This window comes from Undibacterium sp. Di24W (genome assembly GCF_049340325.1).
GTDB lineage: Bacteria > Pseudomonadota > Gammaproteobacteria > Burkholderiales > Burkholderiaceae_D > Undibacterium.
Window position 1 is genome coordinate 34,385 of sequence record NZ_JBMPOP010000013.1, and the last position, 16,052, is coordinate 50,436.

General features: G+C 45.0%; 14 protein-coding genes. 6 read left to right on the forward strand and 8 right to left on the reverse strand.

The features are described 5' to 3' along the window. Positions 1 to 39: 39 nt before the first annotated feature. Positions 40 to 666 (reverse strand): PilN domain-containing protein, encoded by a 627-nt coding sequence (locus ACO0KZ_RS20130; protein ID WP_422998553.1) that lies wholly within the window; start codon positions 664 to 666, stop codon positions 40 to 42. Beyond that, positions 666 to 1,745 carry a pilus assembly protein PilM gene (locus ACO0KZ_RS20135; RefSeq protein WP_422998555.1) on the reverse strand — a complete coding sequence of 360 codons (1,080 nt, stop codon included), beginning with the start codon at positions 1,743 to 1,745 and terminating at the stop codon, positions 666 to 668. Before ACO0KZ_RS20135 ends, ACO0KZ_RS20130 begins: the two co-directional genes overlap by 1 nt. A gap of 457 nt (positions 1,746 to 2,202) precedes the next feature. Between ACO0KZ_RS20135 and ACO0KZ_RS20140 the strand changes: the two genes are divergently transcribed. After that, entirely contained in the window at positions 2,203 to 4,443 is a 2,241-nt protein-coding gene (locus ACO0KZ_RS20140) for a penicillin-binding protein 1A (RefSeq protein ID WP_422998577.1), read from the forward strand. Positions 4,444 to 4,535: 92 nt separating this feature from the next. On the opposite strand, the gene cyaY is transcribed toward ACO0KZ_RS20140, so the two are convergent. Further along, on the reverse strand, positions 4,536 to 4,850 hold the full coding sequence (gene cyaY / locus ACO0KZ_RS20145) for an iron donor protein CyaY (RefSeq protein ID WP_422998557.1): 315 nt from the start codon (positions 4,848 to 4,850) through the stop codon (positions 4,536 to 4,538). Positions 4,851 to 4,954: 104 nt separating this feature from the next. On the opposite strand from cyaY, the gene lptM reads away from it, so the two are divergent. Then, positions 4,955 to 5,110 carry an LPS translocon maturation chaperone LptM gene (gene lptM / locus ACO0KZ_RS20150; protein WP_422998579.1) on the forward strand — a complete coding sequence of 52 codons (156 nt, stop codon included), beginning with the start codon at positions 4,955 to 4,957 and terminating at the stop codon, positions 5,108 to 5,110. Positions 5,111 to 5,115: 5 nt separating this feature from the next. Here the strand turns inward: lptM and ACO0KZ_RS20155 are convergent, their stop codons facing one another. From ACO0KZ_RS20155 to ACO0KZ_RS20175, 5 genes are all read right to left on the reverse strand, one after another. Then, on the reverse strand, positions 5,116 to 5,730 hold the full coding sequence (locus ACO0KZ_RS20155) for a sulfite oxidase heme-binding subunit YedZ (RefSeq protein WP_422998559.1): 615 nt from the start codon (positions 5,728 to 5,730) through the stop codon (positions 5,116 to 5,118). Between the two features lie 8 nt (positions 5,731 to 5,738). Beyond that, complete coding sequence (gene msrP, locus ACO0KZ_RS20160) at positions 5,739 to 6,716, reverse strand: protein-methionine-sulfoxide reductase catalytic subunit MsrP (protein WP_422998561.1); 978 nt, start codon at positions 6,714 to 6,716, stop codon at positions 5,739 to 5,741. Positions 6,717 to 6,899: 183 nt separating this feature from the next. Further along, positions 6,900 to 8,048 carry a c-type cytochrome biogenesis protein CcsB gene (gene ccsB / locus ACO0KZ_RS20165; protein WP_422998563.1) on the reverse strand — a complete coding sequence of 383 codons (1,149 nt, stop codon included), beginning with the start codon at positions 8,046 to 8,048 and terminating at the stop codon, positions 6,900 to 6,902. A 22-nt stretch (positions 8,049 to 8,070) separates the two neighbouring features. After that, entirely contained in the window at positions 8,071 to 10,254 is a 2,184-nt protein-coding gene (locus ACO0KZ_RS20170) for a cytochrome c biogenesis protein ResB (RefSeq protein WP_422998565.1), read from the reverse strand. Positions 10,255 to 10,358: 104 nt separating this feature from the next. Then, positions 10,359 to 11,036 carry a c-type cytochrome gene (locus ACO0KZ_RS20175; RefSeq protein WP_422998567.1) on the reverse strand — a complete coding sequence of 226 codons (678 nt, stop codon included), beginning with the start codon at positions 11,034 to 11,036 and terminating at the stop codon, positions 10,359 to 10,361. A gap of 262 nt (positions 11,037 to 11,298) precedes the next feature. Here ACO0KZ_RS20175 and yihA point away from each other — a divergent pair, with 262 nt between their 5' ends. From yihA to sbcB, 4 genes are all read left to right on the forward strand, one after another. Then, positions 11,299 to 12,021, forward strand: coding sequence for a ribosome biogenesis GTP-binding protein YihA/YsxC (yihA, locus tag ACO0KZ_RS20180; protein WP_422998569.1), 723 nt, complete (start codon positions 11,299 to 11,301; stop codon positions 12,019 to 12,021). Positions 12,022 to 12,200: 179 nt separating this feature from the next. After that, positions 12,201 to 13,205, forward strand: a complete 1,005-nt coding sequence (gene hemB / locus ACO0KZ_RS20185) for a porphobilinogen synthase (protein WP_422998571.1) — start codon at positions 12,201 to 12,203, stop codon at positions 13,203 to 13,205. A gap of 48 nt (positions 13,206 to 13,253) precedes the next feature. After that, positions 13,254 to 14,393, forward strand: a complete 1,140-nt coding sequence (locus ACO0KZ_RS20190) for a magnesium transporter CorA family protein (RefSeq protein WP_422998573.1) — start codon at positions 13,254 to 13,256, stop codon at positions 14,391 to 14,393. Positions 14,394 to 14,431: 38 nt separating this feature from the next. After that, a complete protein-coding gene (gene sbcB, locus ACO0KZ_RS20195) occupies positions 14,432 to 15,871 on the forward strand; it encodes an exodeoxyribonuclease I (RefSeq protein ID WP_422998575.1) in 1,440 nt (479 codons plus the stop codon). Positions 15,872 to 16,052: the final 181 nt, after the last annotated feature.

Consider the following 16,052-nt stretch of genomic DNA (forward strand, 5'->3'; position numbering starts at 1 on the left):
ACTCAATAGTTTCCTTAAAATTTGCCATATTCTTCTCTATTATGGTTTTTTACTCGCCGCACTAGTCGCCTTAGACGACGCTGCAGAACTTGCTGCAGCAGCTTCCAACTCGCGTGGTCGACGTATACCGACGTTCATATCAAACTCAATAACACGTTTAGCGTCGCGGTCTTTACCTATAACTGTAGCCTTGTTTTGAATAATTTCTGGTTTTGACATCCATTGGGATGCATTCAATTCATTCATAAAGCTACCAACCACCGCGTGGGACTGAGCATAGCCTTTGATGGAAATTCTTTGTCCATCTTGTTTAATTAAGGTCAAGTACAAACCCTCTGGCGAAAGCTTAACCAATTCATTCATCATGAAAACGGGTTGATTTCGGTCACTTTGTAAATCCTCTACCGCTTCCTGCCTAGCTTTCAAAGCGTCAATTTCCTGCTTTAAGGTGGCAACTTCTTTAATCTTCTCATCCAATTCAAGATTTTCTTTGGTGATAAAAGCATTCCGTTCATTCTGAGACGATACTTGAGCTGAGAAATAGAGCCCACCCAAAATCAAGATCACGGCAGCAATCAAAGCTGCAAAAGCCATCAACGTGTAAAACTTATTTTTAAGTTCTTTGCGCTTTTCTTCCCTGTGCGGAAGTAAATTAATCTTAATCATTAGCCGAACCTCCGCATCGCCAATCCACATGCGACCAAGTATGATGGCGCATCATTACGCAGAGATTTTTCGTTAACATTGGATCCTAAATCCATGCCCTTAAAGGGAGTAATTACGGAAGTAGATAATTTAGTCCGTTCGGCCACTATATCCACCAAACCAGGCAACATCGCGCAGCCGCCTCCCAAGAAAATTTGATCAATACGGGTGTAAGGCGTGGATGTGAAGAAGAATTGTATGGCTCGAGTAACTTCTAACGCAGCATTTTCTAGGAAAGGCTCTAACAGCTCCATTTCATAACTGTCCGGTAAATCTCCCTGGCGCTTTTTTGCTTCAGCTTCATCAAACGAAAGACCATAATTACGAACAATATCTTGCGTTAATTGATTACCGCCAAATTGTTGGTCACGCTCATATACGACTTCCCCATTTAACAATATCGAGATATAAGTCACTTTCGAGCCAATTTGAAATAAGGCATAAATTTGATCTTGTCCGCCATTCGCTTGCTGCTCGATCAAGCGCTCCACAGCAGAACGCGCCGCATAGGATTCAATATCCATAACCTTTGCTTGTAAGCCAGCCGCTTGTGCTGCAGCCACTCGGTCTTCGATTTTCTCTTTACGCGATGCTGCCAATAAAACATCAACATCTTCTTCAGAATTAGCACTCGGGCCAATTACACAGAAATCAATGCTTACCTCATCCATCGCAAATGGAATATATTGACTCGCCTCAGACTCAACTTGCAATTCCAGTGCTTGCTCATTCATATTGCCAGACAACATCATTTTTTTTGTAATGACGGAAGAAGCAGGCATGGCCAATGCAACATTTTTAGTCCCAGTACCAGCGCGCTTCAATACCTTCAGAATCGCTTCTGAAACCTGTTCCAGATTTTCAATATTGCCGTCAACCACTGCGCCTTTAGGTAAAGGCTCGGTAGCACAGCGTTCTAATTTGAAACCTTTTTCGCCAGAACGAGAAAGCTCCACCAGCTTGACGTCGGACGTACTGATATCCAAGCCCACCAAGGGCGGATTCTTTTTTCCGAGCAATGATGCAAGATCTAAAGCCAAGGATATCCCCTCAAAAAATAATATTTTATTTGCAATTTTATCACTAATTTCAAGCTTAAATTGCAAATAAAAAACAATTTAAATCGTTCCAAAACCCATTTTTTCTTTTAAAAACCGCTATTTAGAAGACACTCATACTAGCTTACGTTAAATCCTAGCAATAAGGGATGTGTAATGTAAAGCATTTTCAAGATTGAAAGCATGTTTTACGTTGTCAATTCTCCACTTCAGCCCCAAAAAGCCCAAAATGCAATTTTTATAGTTTGCTGTGCAACCGTTATAATGCCAATCTATATTCTATTTCGGATTTGCGCGAATTGCCTTGATCTTGCGATTACAGCCAGTCATGCGCGTTTGACGCAATCCCTTCCTATCGAAAAGTGCTATGTCCTCCACCACATCCTCCGAGACTTCAAACGTGCAGCCACCTGAAGAGAAAAAGCATCGATCTAGGGCAATGAGTATTTTTTTGAAAACATTGCTAATCTTTGTTGGCCTTGTACTAACAGGCATACTCGTTCTCGGTTTCGCGCTAACTATGGCATACCCCAACCTGCCCGAACTCGATGCCATCACTAGCTATCGCCCTAAAATGCCAATGCGTGTCTACTCATCAGACAACATGTTGATTGCTGAATTTGGAGAAGAACGCCGTAACGTCGTCCATTTTTCAGAAATACCTGAAGTGATGAAAAAAGCCGTATTGGCCATTGAAGATGACCGCTTCTACGAGCACGGCGGCGTGGATTATATAGGGATCACTCGTGCTGCTTTGAACAATGTTACTAGTGGTAACAAACAAGGCGCGTCAACCATCACTCAGCAAGTCGCTAGAAATTTCTTTTTATCAACAGAACAAACCGTGAAGCGTAAGGTATATGAGATCTTGTTGGCATGGAAAATAGAGCAAAATTTAACTAAAAATCAAATCCTCGAAATCTACATGAATCAGATTTATCTCGGGCAACGTGCATACGGGTTCTCATCCGCGGCGCAAATTTACTTTGGCAAGAGTCTAAAGGATGTAACAGTAGCGGAGGCAGCTATGCTCGCAGGCTTACCAAAAGCGCCGTCTGCTTACAATCCTGTTGCAAACCCAAAACGGGCCGCTGTTCGACAGCAGTATATTTTGCAAAGGATGAAGCAGCTTGGCTACATCACCGAGGCTCAATTTGAAGCTGCAAAAACCGAAAAATTGCATATCAAAACGAATAGCGCCGAATTTGGTATCCATGCGGAATACGTTGCAGAACTTGCGCGGCAGTTAGTCTATGAACAATTCAAGGAAGAAACCTATACCCGTGGTTTGAATGTCTACACGACGATTACCAAGGAAGAGCAAGAGGCGGCCTACACTTCCTTACGTAAAGGCGTAATGGACTACGAACGTCGACACGGCTATCGAGGTCCAGAAGCAATTATTGAGCTACCCAGAAACAAAGAAGCGGCAGACGAACTAATTGAAAAGGAACTCGCTGATCATCCTGATAGCGATGATATATTGGCCGCGATGGTACTTGACGCCAATCCAACTGCTGTACGTGCGGTGTTGGCAAATGGCGAAGAGATACAGATTACCAGCACAGGTTTGACTTTTGCTGCAGCAGGATTGAAGCCAAATGCACCAGCAAACAAACGGATACAACGTGGCGCGGTAATACGTGTCATGTTGGAGGGCAAGAACTGGTCCATCATACAAATGCCTGAAGTTCAGTCTGCTTTTGTCGCTGCGAATACAGATGATGGAGCGATCCGAGCTCTGGTAGGTGGTTTCGATTACAACTTTAATAAATTTAATCACGTCACGCAGGCTTGGCGTCAACCAGGATCCAGCTTCAAACCATTTATCTATTCATCGTCCCTAGAAAAGGGTTTATCACCGTTAACCATTATCAATGACGCGCCGATCAGTTTTGATGCGGGTCAAACTGGTGGACAAGCATGGGAACCGAAAAACTACGATGGTAAGTACGAAGGTCCAATGTCTATGCGTAAAGGACTGACCAAATCGAAAAACATGATTTCTATCCGCATTTTACAAAAAGTCGGTGCAAAGTATGGACAAGAATACACCAGCCGCTTCGGATTTCTTCCAGAAAAAAATCCTCCATACTTAACTTTAGCGCTGGGAGCCGGTGCTGTAACACCACTACAAATGGCGGGCGCCTACGCCGTATTTGCAAACGGTGGCTACAAAGTTAATCCTTACTTAATTAGCAAAATCACAGATACAGACGGAAAAGTTTTATCGCAAGCACGTCCGGATACCTCAGATGACGAAGCCAATCGTGTTATCGATGAACGCAATGCATTCTTAATGGATAGCATGCTGCGCGATGTGGTGCGTTTTGGGACCGCTACGAAGGCACTTGTTCTAAAGCGACCAGACATAGCAGGTAAAACTGGAACCACAAATGACTCGATTGACGCCTGGTTCGCTGGCTACCAGGCGAAGATTGTTGGTGTTGCCTGGATTGGCTATGACCAACCGCGCAACTTAGGCAACCGAGAAACTGGCGGTGGCCTCGCTTTGCCGATCTGGATTGGTTACATGCAACGTGCATTGCGAGATGTTCCGATAATGGAACGCCCAGTTCCGAACGGCATCATTCAGGCGGAAGGCGACTATTTTTACGTTGAGAATCCACCGGGATCAGCTTTACGCAATCTAAATTCGGAAGAAGTCATCGTAGAGTAGGACTTAAAACGCATGCCGTGGCTGAAGACAAAAAAAGGCGAGATCTTCTCGCCTTTTTTATGGTTTCTGGTCGAATTGACCGAGTTGCAAAATCACAGTTTGTTTTGTGCTTCCGCACTACTACGTAGAGTGGCAAACAATTCAGAACTATCTCGCGTATTGAGCCAAGATGCCCCGTCATACTTGTAATGAAATCCCCCAGCGCGTGCGGCTACCCACATCTCCTGCATCGGTGCCTGGCTATTTACAATAATTTTCGAACCATTCTCGACAAACTCGATTTCCAATACATTGCCGCTACGCTTGCAATCAACATCCCAAACATCGGTTTCAAAGGCTTGTTCAAACATATCCTGCGCTTGTTGCAAGCAAGTATCTGCCAGCGATAAAAATTCTGATTCCGTCATGTTACACTCCTGCTTTCATTGATGTTCTACTTCTACCATTTCTTCAAGCAGCATTCTATACGGGTTCTTAGATTTTGAATAAACGCACTTACAAAACCCTGCTTTTGACAGGGTTGATACTTTCAAGCAATTTACTCTTGAGTGCATGTGGGCAAAAAGGCCCTTTGTATTTGCCTGAGAAAAAGTCGGTGACACCAGTCGCGCCCCTTACTCCTGCAAACTCAACGAATGCTAAGGCTGCCGATAGTTCGCAAAAATAACCTGGCTATTTTTTGACGCTAGCCTGAAAACGCCAGTACAGACGTATTCCTAACAGGATACTGACTAGGGCGGCAAATAGTAAAGGTTGTAACAACAAGTTTTTGCCCGCCTTCATCCAAAAATAATGCAACACACCCAAAGGTACGATCACATAGACCAGTCTATGTAGTAATTGCCATTGCTTGCCGCCGAGACGCTTAATCATGACATTATTGCTAGTGATCGCCAACGGTAACAGCAAAACGAAAGCAATAAATCCCACTGTAATAAATGGACGCTTTACGAGGTCGCGCCACATATCGCCAATGTCAAAAAAATGATCAAACCAGAGAAAGGTGAGGAAATGCAGTGAAGCGTAAAAAAAGCTATATAAACCCAGCATCCGGCGCAGGCGGATCAGCCAATGCCATTGCAGTAATTTGCGAAGTGGTGTCAGCGATAAAGTCACGCACAGAAAATACAAAGTCCAATCGCCCGTATTACGCGTAATGAACTCTAGAGGGTTAGCACCCAAATCATCACGATACACCGCAAAAACAAGACGCAAAAAGGGTAGCGCAGCCAGCATAAAGACGGCGATTTTAAGCAGTTGCAATTGACGATTACTTAATGATTTCATGCAAAGCCTTAATAAAACTTCTTCAAATCCATACCTGCATACAAGCTGGCCACTTCGCTATAACCATTGAACATTAAGGTCTTGCGCTTGCGTGTTAAGAAACCATCTTCCCCTATGCGGCGCTCAGAGCCTTGCGACCACCGTGGGTGATCCACTTCAGGGTTCACATTTGAATAAAAGCCATATTCATCCGGTGCAGACACATTCCATGAAGTCCGTGGTTGGTCTTTCGTTAAACGAATTTTGACAATAGACTTTGCCGACTTAAATCCGTATTTCCATGGCACGGTCAAACGCACAGGTGCACCGTTTTGGTTTGGTAATACTTCACCATACATTCCCAAGGTGAGCAGTGTCAGCGGATGCATCGCTTCATCCATGCGCAAACCTTCGGTATAAGGCCATTGCAAAACGGGGCGATTCACACCCGGCATCTGCCGCTTATCAGCGAGCGAAATGAATTCCACATAACGCGCATTACTGGTTGGCTCGACTTTTTTCAACAAATTCGATAAGGAATAACCTATCCACGGAATCACCATAGACCAGCCTTCAACACAACGTAGTCGGTACACTCGCTCCTCTAAGGGCGCTAATTTCAACATACTATCAAGATCGAGCGTGATAGCCTTTTTGACTTCACCCTCTATCGTCACAGTCCATGGTCGTGTTCTTAAACTACCAGCAGTTTCTGCGGGGTCTGACTTATCCGTTCCAAATTCATAAAAATTATTATAGGTAGTCGCGTCTTTATAAGCGGTTTTTTTATCAAGACTGATATAGGCGGGGTTACTTACAGCAGTCAACTTAGCACCTGCATTTTGCGCAAAGGCTTCGCGTTGCGCCATTTCTAATAGGGCAGCGCTAGCTATCGAACCGACTGCCATTTGCCGAATAAAGTCACGACGTGATTCGAATATCTCACGCGGGGTAATCTCTGAAGCGACAGGTGGGTGATCACCAAATGTTTGGGACGGCGTGCGCATATTGACTCCTAATTAGTGATACCGACGAAAACTGAATAGCTCTAGTGTGTCATAAGTCGAGCTTATGTGTTTGAACCTTACAAAATGGAGAAAGTTTCTGCTCCTTCTGAATTTTTTGGGGCAAAAAAAACGGCACAGATCATATTGATCCATGCCGTCGTTCAAAATTCAAAACAGTTTAATCTATAGTGCGCCGTAAGAATGCAAGCCAGACAAGAACATATTCACACCCAAGAAGGCGAAAGTTGTAACCAACAAACCAACTACCGCCCACCATGCCGCGACTTGACCTCTTAAGCCTTTCATCAGACGCATGTGTAACCACGCAGCATAATTGAGCCAGACGATCAACGCCCAGGTTTCTTTTGGATCCCAAGACCAATAACCACCCCAAGCTTCCGCCGCCCACAACGCACCTAGGATGGTCGCAATCGTGAAGAAGGCGAAGCCAACTGCTATCGCTTTATACATCACATCGTCTAAGACTTCTAAACTTGGCAGTCTATCGTGCAAGATGCCTCTTACCTTGAACAAATAAGCGACACCCACCATTGCCGCTAACGAGAAAGTCCCATAGCCAATAAAATTGGCTGGCACATGAATTTTCATCCACCAACTTTGCAATGCTGGGACAAGAGGTTGGATTTCTGCCGCATCGCGACTGACTGTGTACCACAGCAAGAAAGCAACTGCAGCGGAGATCACTAACATGACAAACGCACCCAACTGCCGAGTGCCGTAACTGCCTTCGTAGTAGAGATAAAACAAAGCGGTAATCATGGAAAATAAGACAAATACTTCATAAAGATTAGAGACAGGAATATGCCCAACGTCCGCGCCAATCAAATACGATTCATACCACCGGACTAACAAGCCAGTAAAACCCATCACGACAGCGGCCCAACATAAAGCCGAACCAACCGAAGAACCAAAGTCAGAACGCGCTATTAAGCCGCCCCAATAAAATAGTGTCGATAAAAAGAAAAAAGTACTCATCCACAAAATAGCAGATTGACTAGAAAACAAGTACTTTAAAAAGAATCTTTTGTTCGCAGCATCCAAAGATCCACCGTACTGAGAAATCGCAAACAAAGATAACAGCGCGAGCGCCATCATTAGCACACGCATCGGCTTCCAATTCCAGCCCAACCAAGCGAAAGTGGGTACACTAAACAGCAAGATGGCTTTTTCGTAGCCATCCATATAGCTTCCATAGCGGCTCATCGCATACATAGAACCCATAGATAGCAGTACCGCATAGAACCAGTCGAAAATCGACAGACGCTTAAAATAGCTTTGGTAAGTCAAACTCGTTTCCATTGAAGTTTCCATAATAGTAAATTCCTGTCGCGTGCTAAGCCAGAGTTTCAGGCTGGGTCTTAATCGTGTTTCCGACCGCACTATTAACTACCAGTGCGGGTACACCCAACTGCAACTTTAGCTGTTCAAATTCTTTTTCAAAATCCAATGTTTTACGCTGTGAACTTAATGCCATCAACACTGCACTTTGCTGACCATCACGTTTAATCCATAACCACAAGCGGCGCTCACGGATATAGAACATCGAAAACACACCAATGACTAAAAATAAGCATCCAAGATACACGACATTTTGGCCTGGTGCTCGAGTCACTTGAAACACCGATGCTTTGATTTCGTCGAAGCCAGTCATTTGTAAATATACAGGTGCACCGTAGAAGAAGGCATCGGACAAAGCGGCGGTTGCCAGTTGTAAAAATTCGGCTCTTTTTTCATTCAATTCTAAAATTGGCAAACCATCTTTTTGACGTGCCAATTGCCATAAATCCCACATACTGCCATTCAAGATTTTCATAAATACATCGGCGGCCTTGCCTTGCTCCGTACTCGGAATATTTTCTAAAAAACCAGCAATCGCGGTATATCCTGCCAACTTAGGTGTAGCACCCTCGCCTGCGAAAATACTCAATCCCTTATTGGCCGAAGCCGCAAGCTGCGCCTGCATGCTTTGGCCACTTGATGTCGGCAAAGCACGCTTGGCGTAATTTTCTGCCGCCTTCGCACGCAATTCCGGATCTGCCAAAGCCGAACGCAAACGCATCCACTCTTCCATGCTGTCATTTTCATCTGCCGGGATTCTCAAATAACGGAAAGCCTCATTGGGAGAATCGCGCGTGCCCGCTAAAAATACCCAGCGCCCTTCCAATTGCACTGACATCATATAGTTATGGAATTCACGTGCCTGGCCATTCTTATCACGCAATTTATATTGCATACTAGGCCCAACGTTTTTAAGGTCTTTGTTATTCGCATTCTTAGCGGCGGAGCCTGAGTGTTTATCTAAATCGGAACGCAGTTTTTGGGTAAAATTTTCGTTAGGATTTACTGCACGCAAGTCTTGTCCGTCACGCACCATGTTCTCTACATTGAACGGACGGAATCCTGTCCATTCGATTGTAAACTCACCACGGTCGCCTGTTTGCTGCGCCGTTAATAAAGTAGCACCACCGATAGTCGCGTCCAAACCAAAAGTAGTACTATCGCTACCCTGCATAGGATGCGCTTTAATCTTCAAACGACTGCCACCGTCATCAAAACTGGATTGAAATACCGCGATGCCTTTATAGACCAAAGGATGATTCACTTTGATCGTCGCTGGAAAGCTTTTACCTGTCTCATGATCCTTAATCATGACTTCGCTAGCGAACAATTTCGGCATACCTGTAGAGTAAAAATCGATATTGAATTTTTTTAACTCAATTGTAAATGGCAAGTCTTGCAGAAGCACGCCTTTAGTTCGCGGAATCACTGCTGTATTGCCACTCATACCTTCGGGAATCGCAATGTTCCCGCGGAAAGTAGGATTGGCCAAAGAAAGTTTATGCTGCTCTGGAATTTGAGAAATGAGTACACCACTACCTTCGAATGGTACTTTCCCGCCAAACCAGGTTTGAAAACGTATCGCCAAATCCGAATCTAACAAACCGCCGACGCAAATCACGACAATGGCGGCATGAGCGAAGATGTAACCCCATTTATTACCGGCGCCTTGCTTTGCGGCGATCAAACTGGCCTGATCTTTTTGTACTATTTTGAATTGATACCCGAGTCGTTTAATTTGAGCAGAAAGTTGCTTAGCTAATTCGTCCGTCGGGAGAGCACTATTCCACTCCGCCTTGTGATGAAAATTGCGCAAAGATTGTTCTCGGACGTTTTCACGCCAACTGCGCATATCCTTTAGCATTTTTGGCGCATTACGGATCAAACATAAGCTAGTTGAAAGCACCAAAAATCCCATGATAGTGAGAAACCACCATGCCGAGTATAAAGAATACAAACTTAAATGCTGAAATACCTCGAACCAGAACGGGCCAAATTGATTCACATAATTTGGCAAGGGTTCGTTCTGCTTAAGCACGGTGCCAATAATGGAAGAAATCGAAATAATAGTCAGCAAACTGATTGCAAACCGCATAGACGACAACAGCTCTACACTATTCGCTAGCCAAGCTCTTTGCGTCTTAATTTTTATACCAGAAGTATTTGATTCAAGTTCCATACAATTCCAAAAGCAAAAAGGGGATGGCCTGCGCCACCCCCTCCGTTAATTTTCTTATTGACTTTGAATTACTGACTGCGAATGCTTAACTGAAAAGGCAAAAATTACTTCAAACCTGCAATGTAATCAGCAACCGCTTTAATCTCGTCATCGGACATACGTTTTGCCAACGTCACCATTTGCGCACTGTTCTTACGAACACCAGTACGGAACGCAGTCAACTGAGCGATCGTGTAATCCTGATGTTGACCTGCAATACGTGGAAATTGTGCTGGGATACCGGCACCATTCGGGCTATGACATCCAGCACAAGCTGCGACGTTCTTCTCAGCGATACCAGCGCGATAGATCGTTTGACCTAAATTCACGATGTCTTTATTTTTTGCAGCGCCCGCTTTTGGTTTTTGCACAGCCAAGAAAGCAGCGACATTTTTCATGTCTTCAGCTGTCATTAATTTAGAGAACGTTGTCATTACAGCGTTGTTACGTGCAGGCGTGGTGAAATCCATTAATTGCTTAACCAGATACGCTTCATGCTGACCGGATAATTTTGGATTCACACTAATGGTTGAATTGCCGGCGGCGCCATGACAAGAGACGCAAGCAACAATACCGCGCGTCGCGTCACCATTATTGTAAAGCGCATCACCTTTAGCAGGATCTGCCTTTACTGGCTTAGCTGCATGTGCAGTTTCATTCGCGGAGGCAACAGAAACAAGCGAAGATGCCGCTAAAGCGAGAATACTGAGGGACTTGGAAAATGATAAAAATGCACGGTTCATTCAAACACCTTGAGACTAAAAATTGGAAATCGGTTCTATCGAAGCGCCAGGGAAGCTAAAGAAGCTAAAAAGCATACGGAACGCACATTGTGTCATGAAGCCCACGTAGCTAACCCCTTATTGTACAATAGCTTTAGTGGAAATGTTGAGCTATTCCAAGTCAATTGACGCTAGGAAACCTCACTTTTCAGGGGAAAACATCTGTGTTTTGCCCCGTTTTTCGCATTTTTTATGCTTTACTCCTTTTGATTGGCTCCTACCTATGTCCATCCTATGGCAAGCCCGGTTCTTTACTACCGTTAACCATTTGCGCAATTTACCAACACTACAGGTGCCGGAAGTCGCGTTTGCTGGCCGCTCCAATGCGGGCAAGTCTACTGCCATCAATATCTTGTGTAACCAGAAGAAACTTTGCTTCGCTTCCAAAACCCCTGGTCGCACCCAGCACATTAATTTTTTCTCTATCGGCGGTGCTCATGTGGGGCAGCATCGTAAAGATGAAACACGCCAAGACGAAATCCGCGCTTTGCTGGTTGACTTACCTGGCTACGGCTATGCGGAAGTTCCTGGCGCAGCGAAGAATCATTGGAATATTCTACTCGGTAACTATGTACAAACGCGCGAGCAATTATCCGCCTTGATTTTAATCATGGACTCACGTCGCCCGTTTACAGATCTGGATAAACAAATGCTGGAGTGGTTCGCACCTACAGGTCGCCCAGTTCACTGCTTGCTCACTAAAGCAGATAAACTGAATCGCAATGATGCAACCAATGCTTTACGCTTGGCACAAAACATTCTTGCAAGCTACACCGATAAAGATGGGGTCCCCTATCCCTACACTGCACAATTATTTTCAGCATTAAACCGCACCGGTATAGAAGAAGCAGACGCAAAGATTCGTGAATTAACTGGTTTAGATCAAGCGATTGAATTCAGTATCGAAGGGCCTGGTGAAAACAACCCTACTTCTGATTTTGTGTAAACGCAGACTAGAATCTGAAAAAAACCCCGACACTTGAAGGTGTCGGGGTAAAAAAAACGCCAATCGAATGGGAACAAATGGCGCCCCGCTTAGGGAGGACCAGCGGTAAGCGTAATGCCTGATACTATGAGTTAAATTCGTAAGAAAAGTTTCATTAACCTCGATAATTTTTTATTGCCATGTCTAATACACTGTCCGCCCATTTTCCTCACATTCGCATGCGTCGTATGCGCCGCGACGCTTTCTCCCGTAGACTCATGCGCGAAAATCATGTCACCGCATCTGATTTAATTTATCCCGTATTCCTGATTGAGGGAGAAAACAAAGTTGAAGCGGTCGCATCGATGCCGGGTGTGGAGCGTCTGTCTTTAGATAAATTATTAGAGGTTGCAGATGACTGCGTGCAACTGGGAATCCCGGTATTAGCACTTTTCCCATCTATCAATAATTCATTGAAGACTGAAGATGGTGTCGAAGCGACCAATCCTGATGGATTGATTCCGCGTGCGATTCGCGCTTTGAAAGCACGTTGTCCAGAGCTCGGCATTCTGACCGACATTGCTTTAGATCCTTACACTAGTCACGGTCAAGATGGCTTGATTAATGAGGAAGGTTATGTGCTCAACGATGAGACAACCGCCATGTTGGTTAGACAAGCATTGACGCATGCAGAGGCGGGGGCAGACGTGGTTGCGCCTAGCGATATGATGGACGGACGCATCGGCGCGATTCGCGCTGCATTGGAAAGTAATGGATATATTCACACGCGCATCATGGCTTATTCAGCCAAATATGCGTCGGCTTTTTACGGTCCTTTCCGCGACGCAGTTGGTTCAGCGGGCAATCTGGGCAAAAGTAACAAAGCAAATTATCAAATGGATCCAGCAAACAGCAACGAGGCCTTGCGCGAAGTTGCTTTAGATTTGGCTGAAGGCGCAGATATGGTGATGGTGAAGCCAGGTATGCCTTATCTGGATATTGTGCGCCGCGTGAAAGACGAATTCAAAGTGCCGACTTTCGCATATCAAGTCAGTGGCGAATATGCCATGATTAAGGCAGCCGCACAAAATGGCTGGCTCGATCATGACAAAACAATGATGGAAGCGATACTAGCGTTTAAGCGTGCTGGTGCTGATGGTATATTGACTTACTTCGCGCGCGACATTGCGCGCTTGTTAAAATAAATCTACACACAACTGATCGACACTATTTGATGGCTTAGTTTGTAAAACATGGATATTTTTTTCATCAGCGAGACACAGGTCGCACTTAACGCAAAAACTTTTAGCAACGACGATGGCCTGATTGGAGACGGTGAGAACGATCAAATTGATAACGCGCCTCATTTCATGTGGATCGATTGCACGCACAACGAAGTAGCTTGCAACCCGGAGGCGTGGCGCGATGAAGTGGAAAAGTTAACCGGTATACGTGTCTACGATTTGCATTTGAAAAACATCTGCAATCTAAGCCACCCATCCTACTTTGACGCCACTCAAGATTATGACTTAGTCGTCTTTCAGAAATTAGCCTTGAATGCTGAAACGAATGCTAAGGTCGAATCCAACAAAAAGAAAATCCCAGCTGCTTTGCATCGATTGCAAACACAGCCCGTTTCTTTTCTTTTGCTAGACAATTCTCTAATCACCGTACGTTCGCTGCAAAGCCGTACGGTAGAAGGAATGCGCGCACGCCTGCTTAGCTACAAACCCAAAGATGGGAGTAACCTCAGCAGCCGTTTGCCCGCATCACCTGAAGATTTGATGCTACGCTTATTAAATTTGATGGTGGATCAATACCTCGATCTGCGCCAACCGCTGACGACCCAGTTAGATCGCTGGCAGCGTGCTTTATTGGATCCACGAAAGCCTTTTAATAATTGGGTCGCCCTGCTAGATTCACGCGTTGAGCTACGTAAGCTAGAGCATCTATGCGAAGAGCAGTACGATGCGATTCAGGAATTACGCGATCACTTTGTCGACACTTATGATGCCAAAGGGGGCGAGCTTAGCCGTGCGAAAGATTTGCTTTTAGTACGCACAAATGACGTGATGGAACATATCAATCGCGTCTTAAACCATACCCGTAGATTAGAAGCGTCTTTAGAATCCTCCGTGCAAATTCACTTTGCGGCGGTCGCACATAAAACCAGTGAAACCATGCGGCTCTTGACCGTTATTACAGCGCTGTTTATGCCTTTAACTTTGATCACTGGTGTCTTCGGGATGAATTTTACGAAAATGCCGTGGATTAATGAAGAGACTGGTTTTAGTTGGACCATAGGTCTCATGGGCCTATCAGTATTATTATTTCTATTGGCGATAGGGATACAAAGTTACATTAGAAATCGAGAAGAGCGCTCCTCTAAATAAGTTCTCAGGTTCATTCAATCCTATATAAATCTACTGGCATGTATACACATAGCTTTCTCTGGCACGACTATGAAACTTTTGGCGCACAAACCAGAAGGGATCGCCCAGCCCAATTTGCGGCGATCCGCACCGACGCAGATTTAAATGAGATCGGCGAACCTATTAATATCTTTTGCCGGCCTGCAAATGATTTTTTGCCTGATCCGCAATCTTGCCTGATCACGCATATCACGCCGCAACAATGTCTGGAACAGGGTTTGCCGGAACATGAATTTGCAGTACAAGTTGAACGAGCGTTGGCAGCAACAAGTACCATTGGTGTGGGCTATAACACGATACGTTTTGACGATGAGATTACACGCTTCATGTTCTGGCGCAATCTGATTGATCCCTATGCGCGCGAATGGCAAAATCAATGTGGGCGCTGGGACATTATGGACATGATTCGCACCACCTACGCGCTGCGTCCAGAAGGAATCAACTGGCCTTTAAATGACGAGGGGAAACCGAGTTTTCGCCTAGAACATTTGACTGCAGCCAATGGCATTGCACATACTAAGGCACACGATGCTTTATCGGACGTACGCGCCACGATAGCCTTGGCAAAATTGATCAAAGAGAAGCAACCCAAACTATTTGATTTTTGTTTTGCATTGCATAAGAAAGACAGGGTTGCTACTGAGATCGGTCTGCCCTCGCTCGGCAAACCATTTCTACATATTTCGGGCATGTTCAGCACCGAGCGCGGTTGCCTTGCGGTGATGTGGCCACTAGCCATACATCCGACCAACAAAAATGAAGTCATCGCCTGGGACTTGCAATTTGATCCCGGCGAATTGCTACACCTAGATGTGAGCACGATACAGCAACGCATGTTTAGCAAGACGGATGCATTACCGGAAGGCATATCACGCCTTCCTGTGAAGACCGTACATCTGAACAAGTCACCTATCGTGATCGGTAATCTAAAAACGCTGAGCAGTGACATGACTGCGAAGTGGAACATCGATATGCAGCAAATAATGGCGCACGCTGATATCGTGCAAAACATACTGACAAGAATTAGCCCGCAACTGTGGGAGCAAGTTTACACTCGCCCCAGCTTCGAAGCTGTCGATGTTGATGAAGATTTGTATGGCGGCTTTATTTGCGGCGCAGATAGAAAAGTATTGAATGATTTGCGCCAGATGAATCCACAGCAATTAGCAAACGCGCGTCCGTATTTTAGCGATCAACGTTTAAGCGAATTATTGTTCCGCTATCGGGCGCGTAATTTTCCTCACTCCCTCAGCAACGATGAGTTGCTTGCTTGGGAAGAACACCGCGTATCGCGTCTATTAGATGGCGAAGGGAATGCAAGGACAGTCGATATGTATTTCGATGAGATCGATCAACTTTCAGAATCCGCTGATGAAGAGGCAGAGGAAATTCTTGGCGCACTCTATGATTATGCGGAGGTGGTTGTTCCAATTCGTTAGGGCCTACAAAAAAGCTGGCTCGGTATTCAACCAAGCCAGCTTTTTTTCATCGTCGTGACCCGTCCTGAAATAGATTGACAGTTTTCTTCGTGATTGAAAGGAACGTCAATGAAATCAACAGAACGCAGGAGCCAAAGAGATTACACCTTGGCCTTTAAATTATCAGTGGTTGATCAGGTAG

Bases quoted from the DNA above. Each gene is read 5' to 3' on its own strand.
- ACO0KZ_RS20130 (WP_422998553.1), bottom strand. From the start codon at position 666: ATGATTAAGATTAATTTACTTCCGCACAGGGAAGAAAAGCGCAAAGAA.
- ACO0KZ_RS20140 (WP_422998577.1), top strand. From the start codon at position 2,203: ATGAGTATTTTTTTGAAAACATTGCTAATCTTTGTTGGCCTTGTACTA.
- cyaY (WP_422998557.1), bottom strand. From the start codon at position 4,850: ATGACGGAATCAGAATTTTTATCGCTGGCAGATACTTGCTTGCAACAA.
- ACO0KZ_RS20155 (WP_422998559.1), bottom strand. From the start codon at position 5,730: ATGAAATCATTAAGTAATCGTCAATTGCAACTGCTTAAAATCGCCGTC.
- msrP (WP_422998561.1), bottom strand. From the start codon at position 6,716: ATGCGCACGCCGTCCCAAACATTTGGTGATCACCCACCTGTCGCTTCA.
- ccsB (WP_422998563.1), bottom strand. From the start codon at position 8,048: ATGGAAACTTCAATGGAAACGAGTTTGACTTACCAAAGCTATTTTAAG.
- ACO0KZ_RS20170 (WP_422998565.1), bottom strand. From the start codon at position 10,254: ATGGAACTTGAATCAAATACTTCTGGTATAAAAATTAAGACGCAAAGA.
- ACO0KZ_RS20175 (WP_422998567.1), bottom strand. From the start codon at position 11,036: ATGAACCGTGCATTTTTATCATTTTCCAAGTCCCTCAGTATTCTCGCT.
- yihA (WP_422998569.1), top strand. From the start codon at position 11,299: ATGTCCATCCTATGGCAAGCCCGGTTCTTTACTACCGTTAACCATTTG.
- hemB (WP_422998571.1), top strand. From the start codon at position 12,201: ATGTCTAATACACTGTCCGCCCATTTTCCTCACATTCGCATGCGTCGT.
- ACO0KZ_RS20190 (WP_422998573.1), top strand. From the start codon at position 13,254: ATGGATATTTTTTTCATCAGCGAGACACAGGTCGCACTTAACGCAAAA.
- sbcB (WP_422998575.1), top strand. From the start codon at position 14,432: ATGTATACACATAGCTTTCTCTGGCACGACTATGAAACTTTTGGCGCA.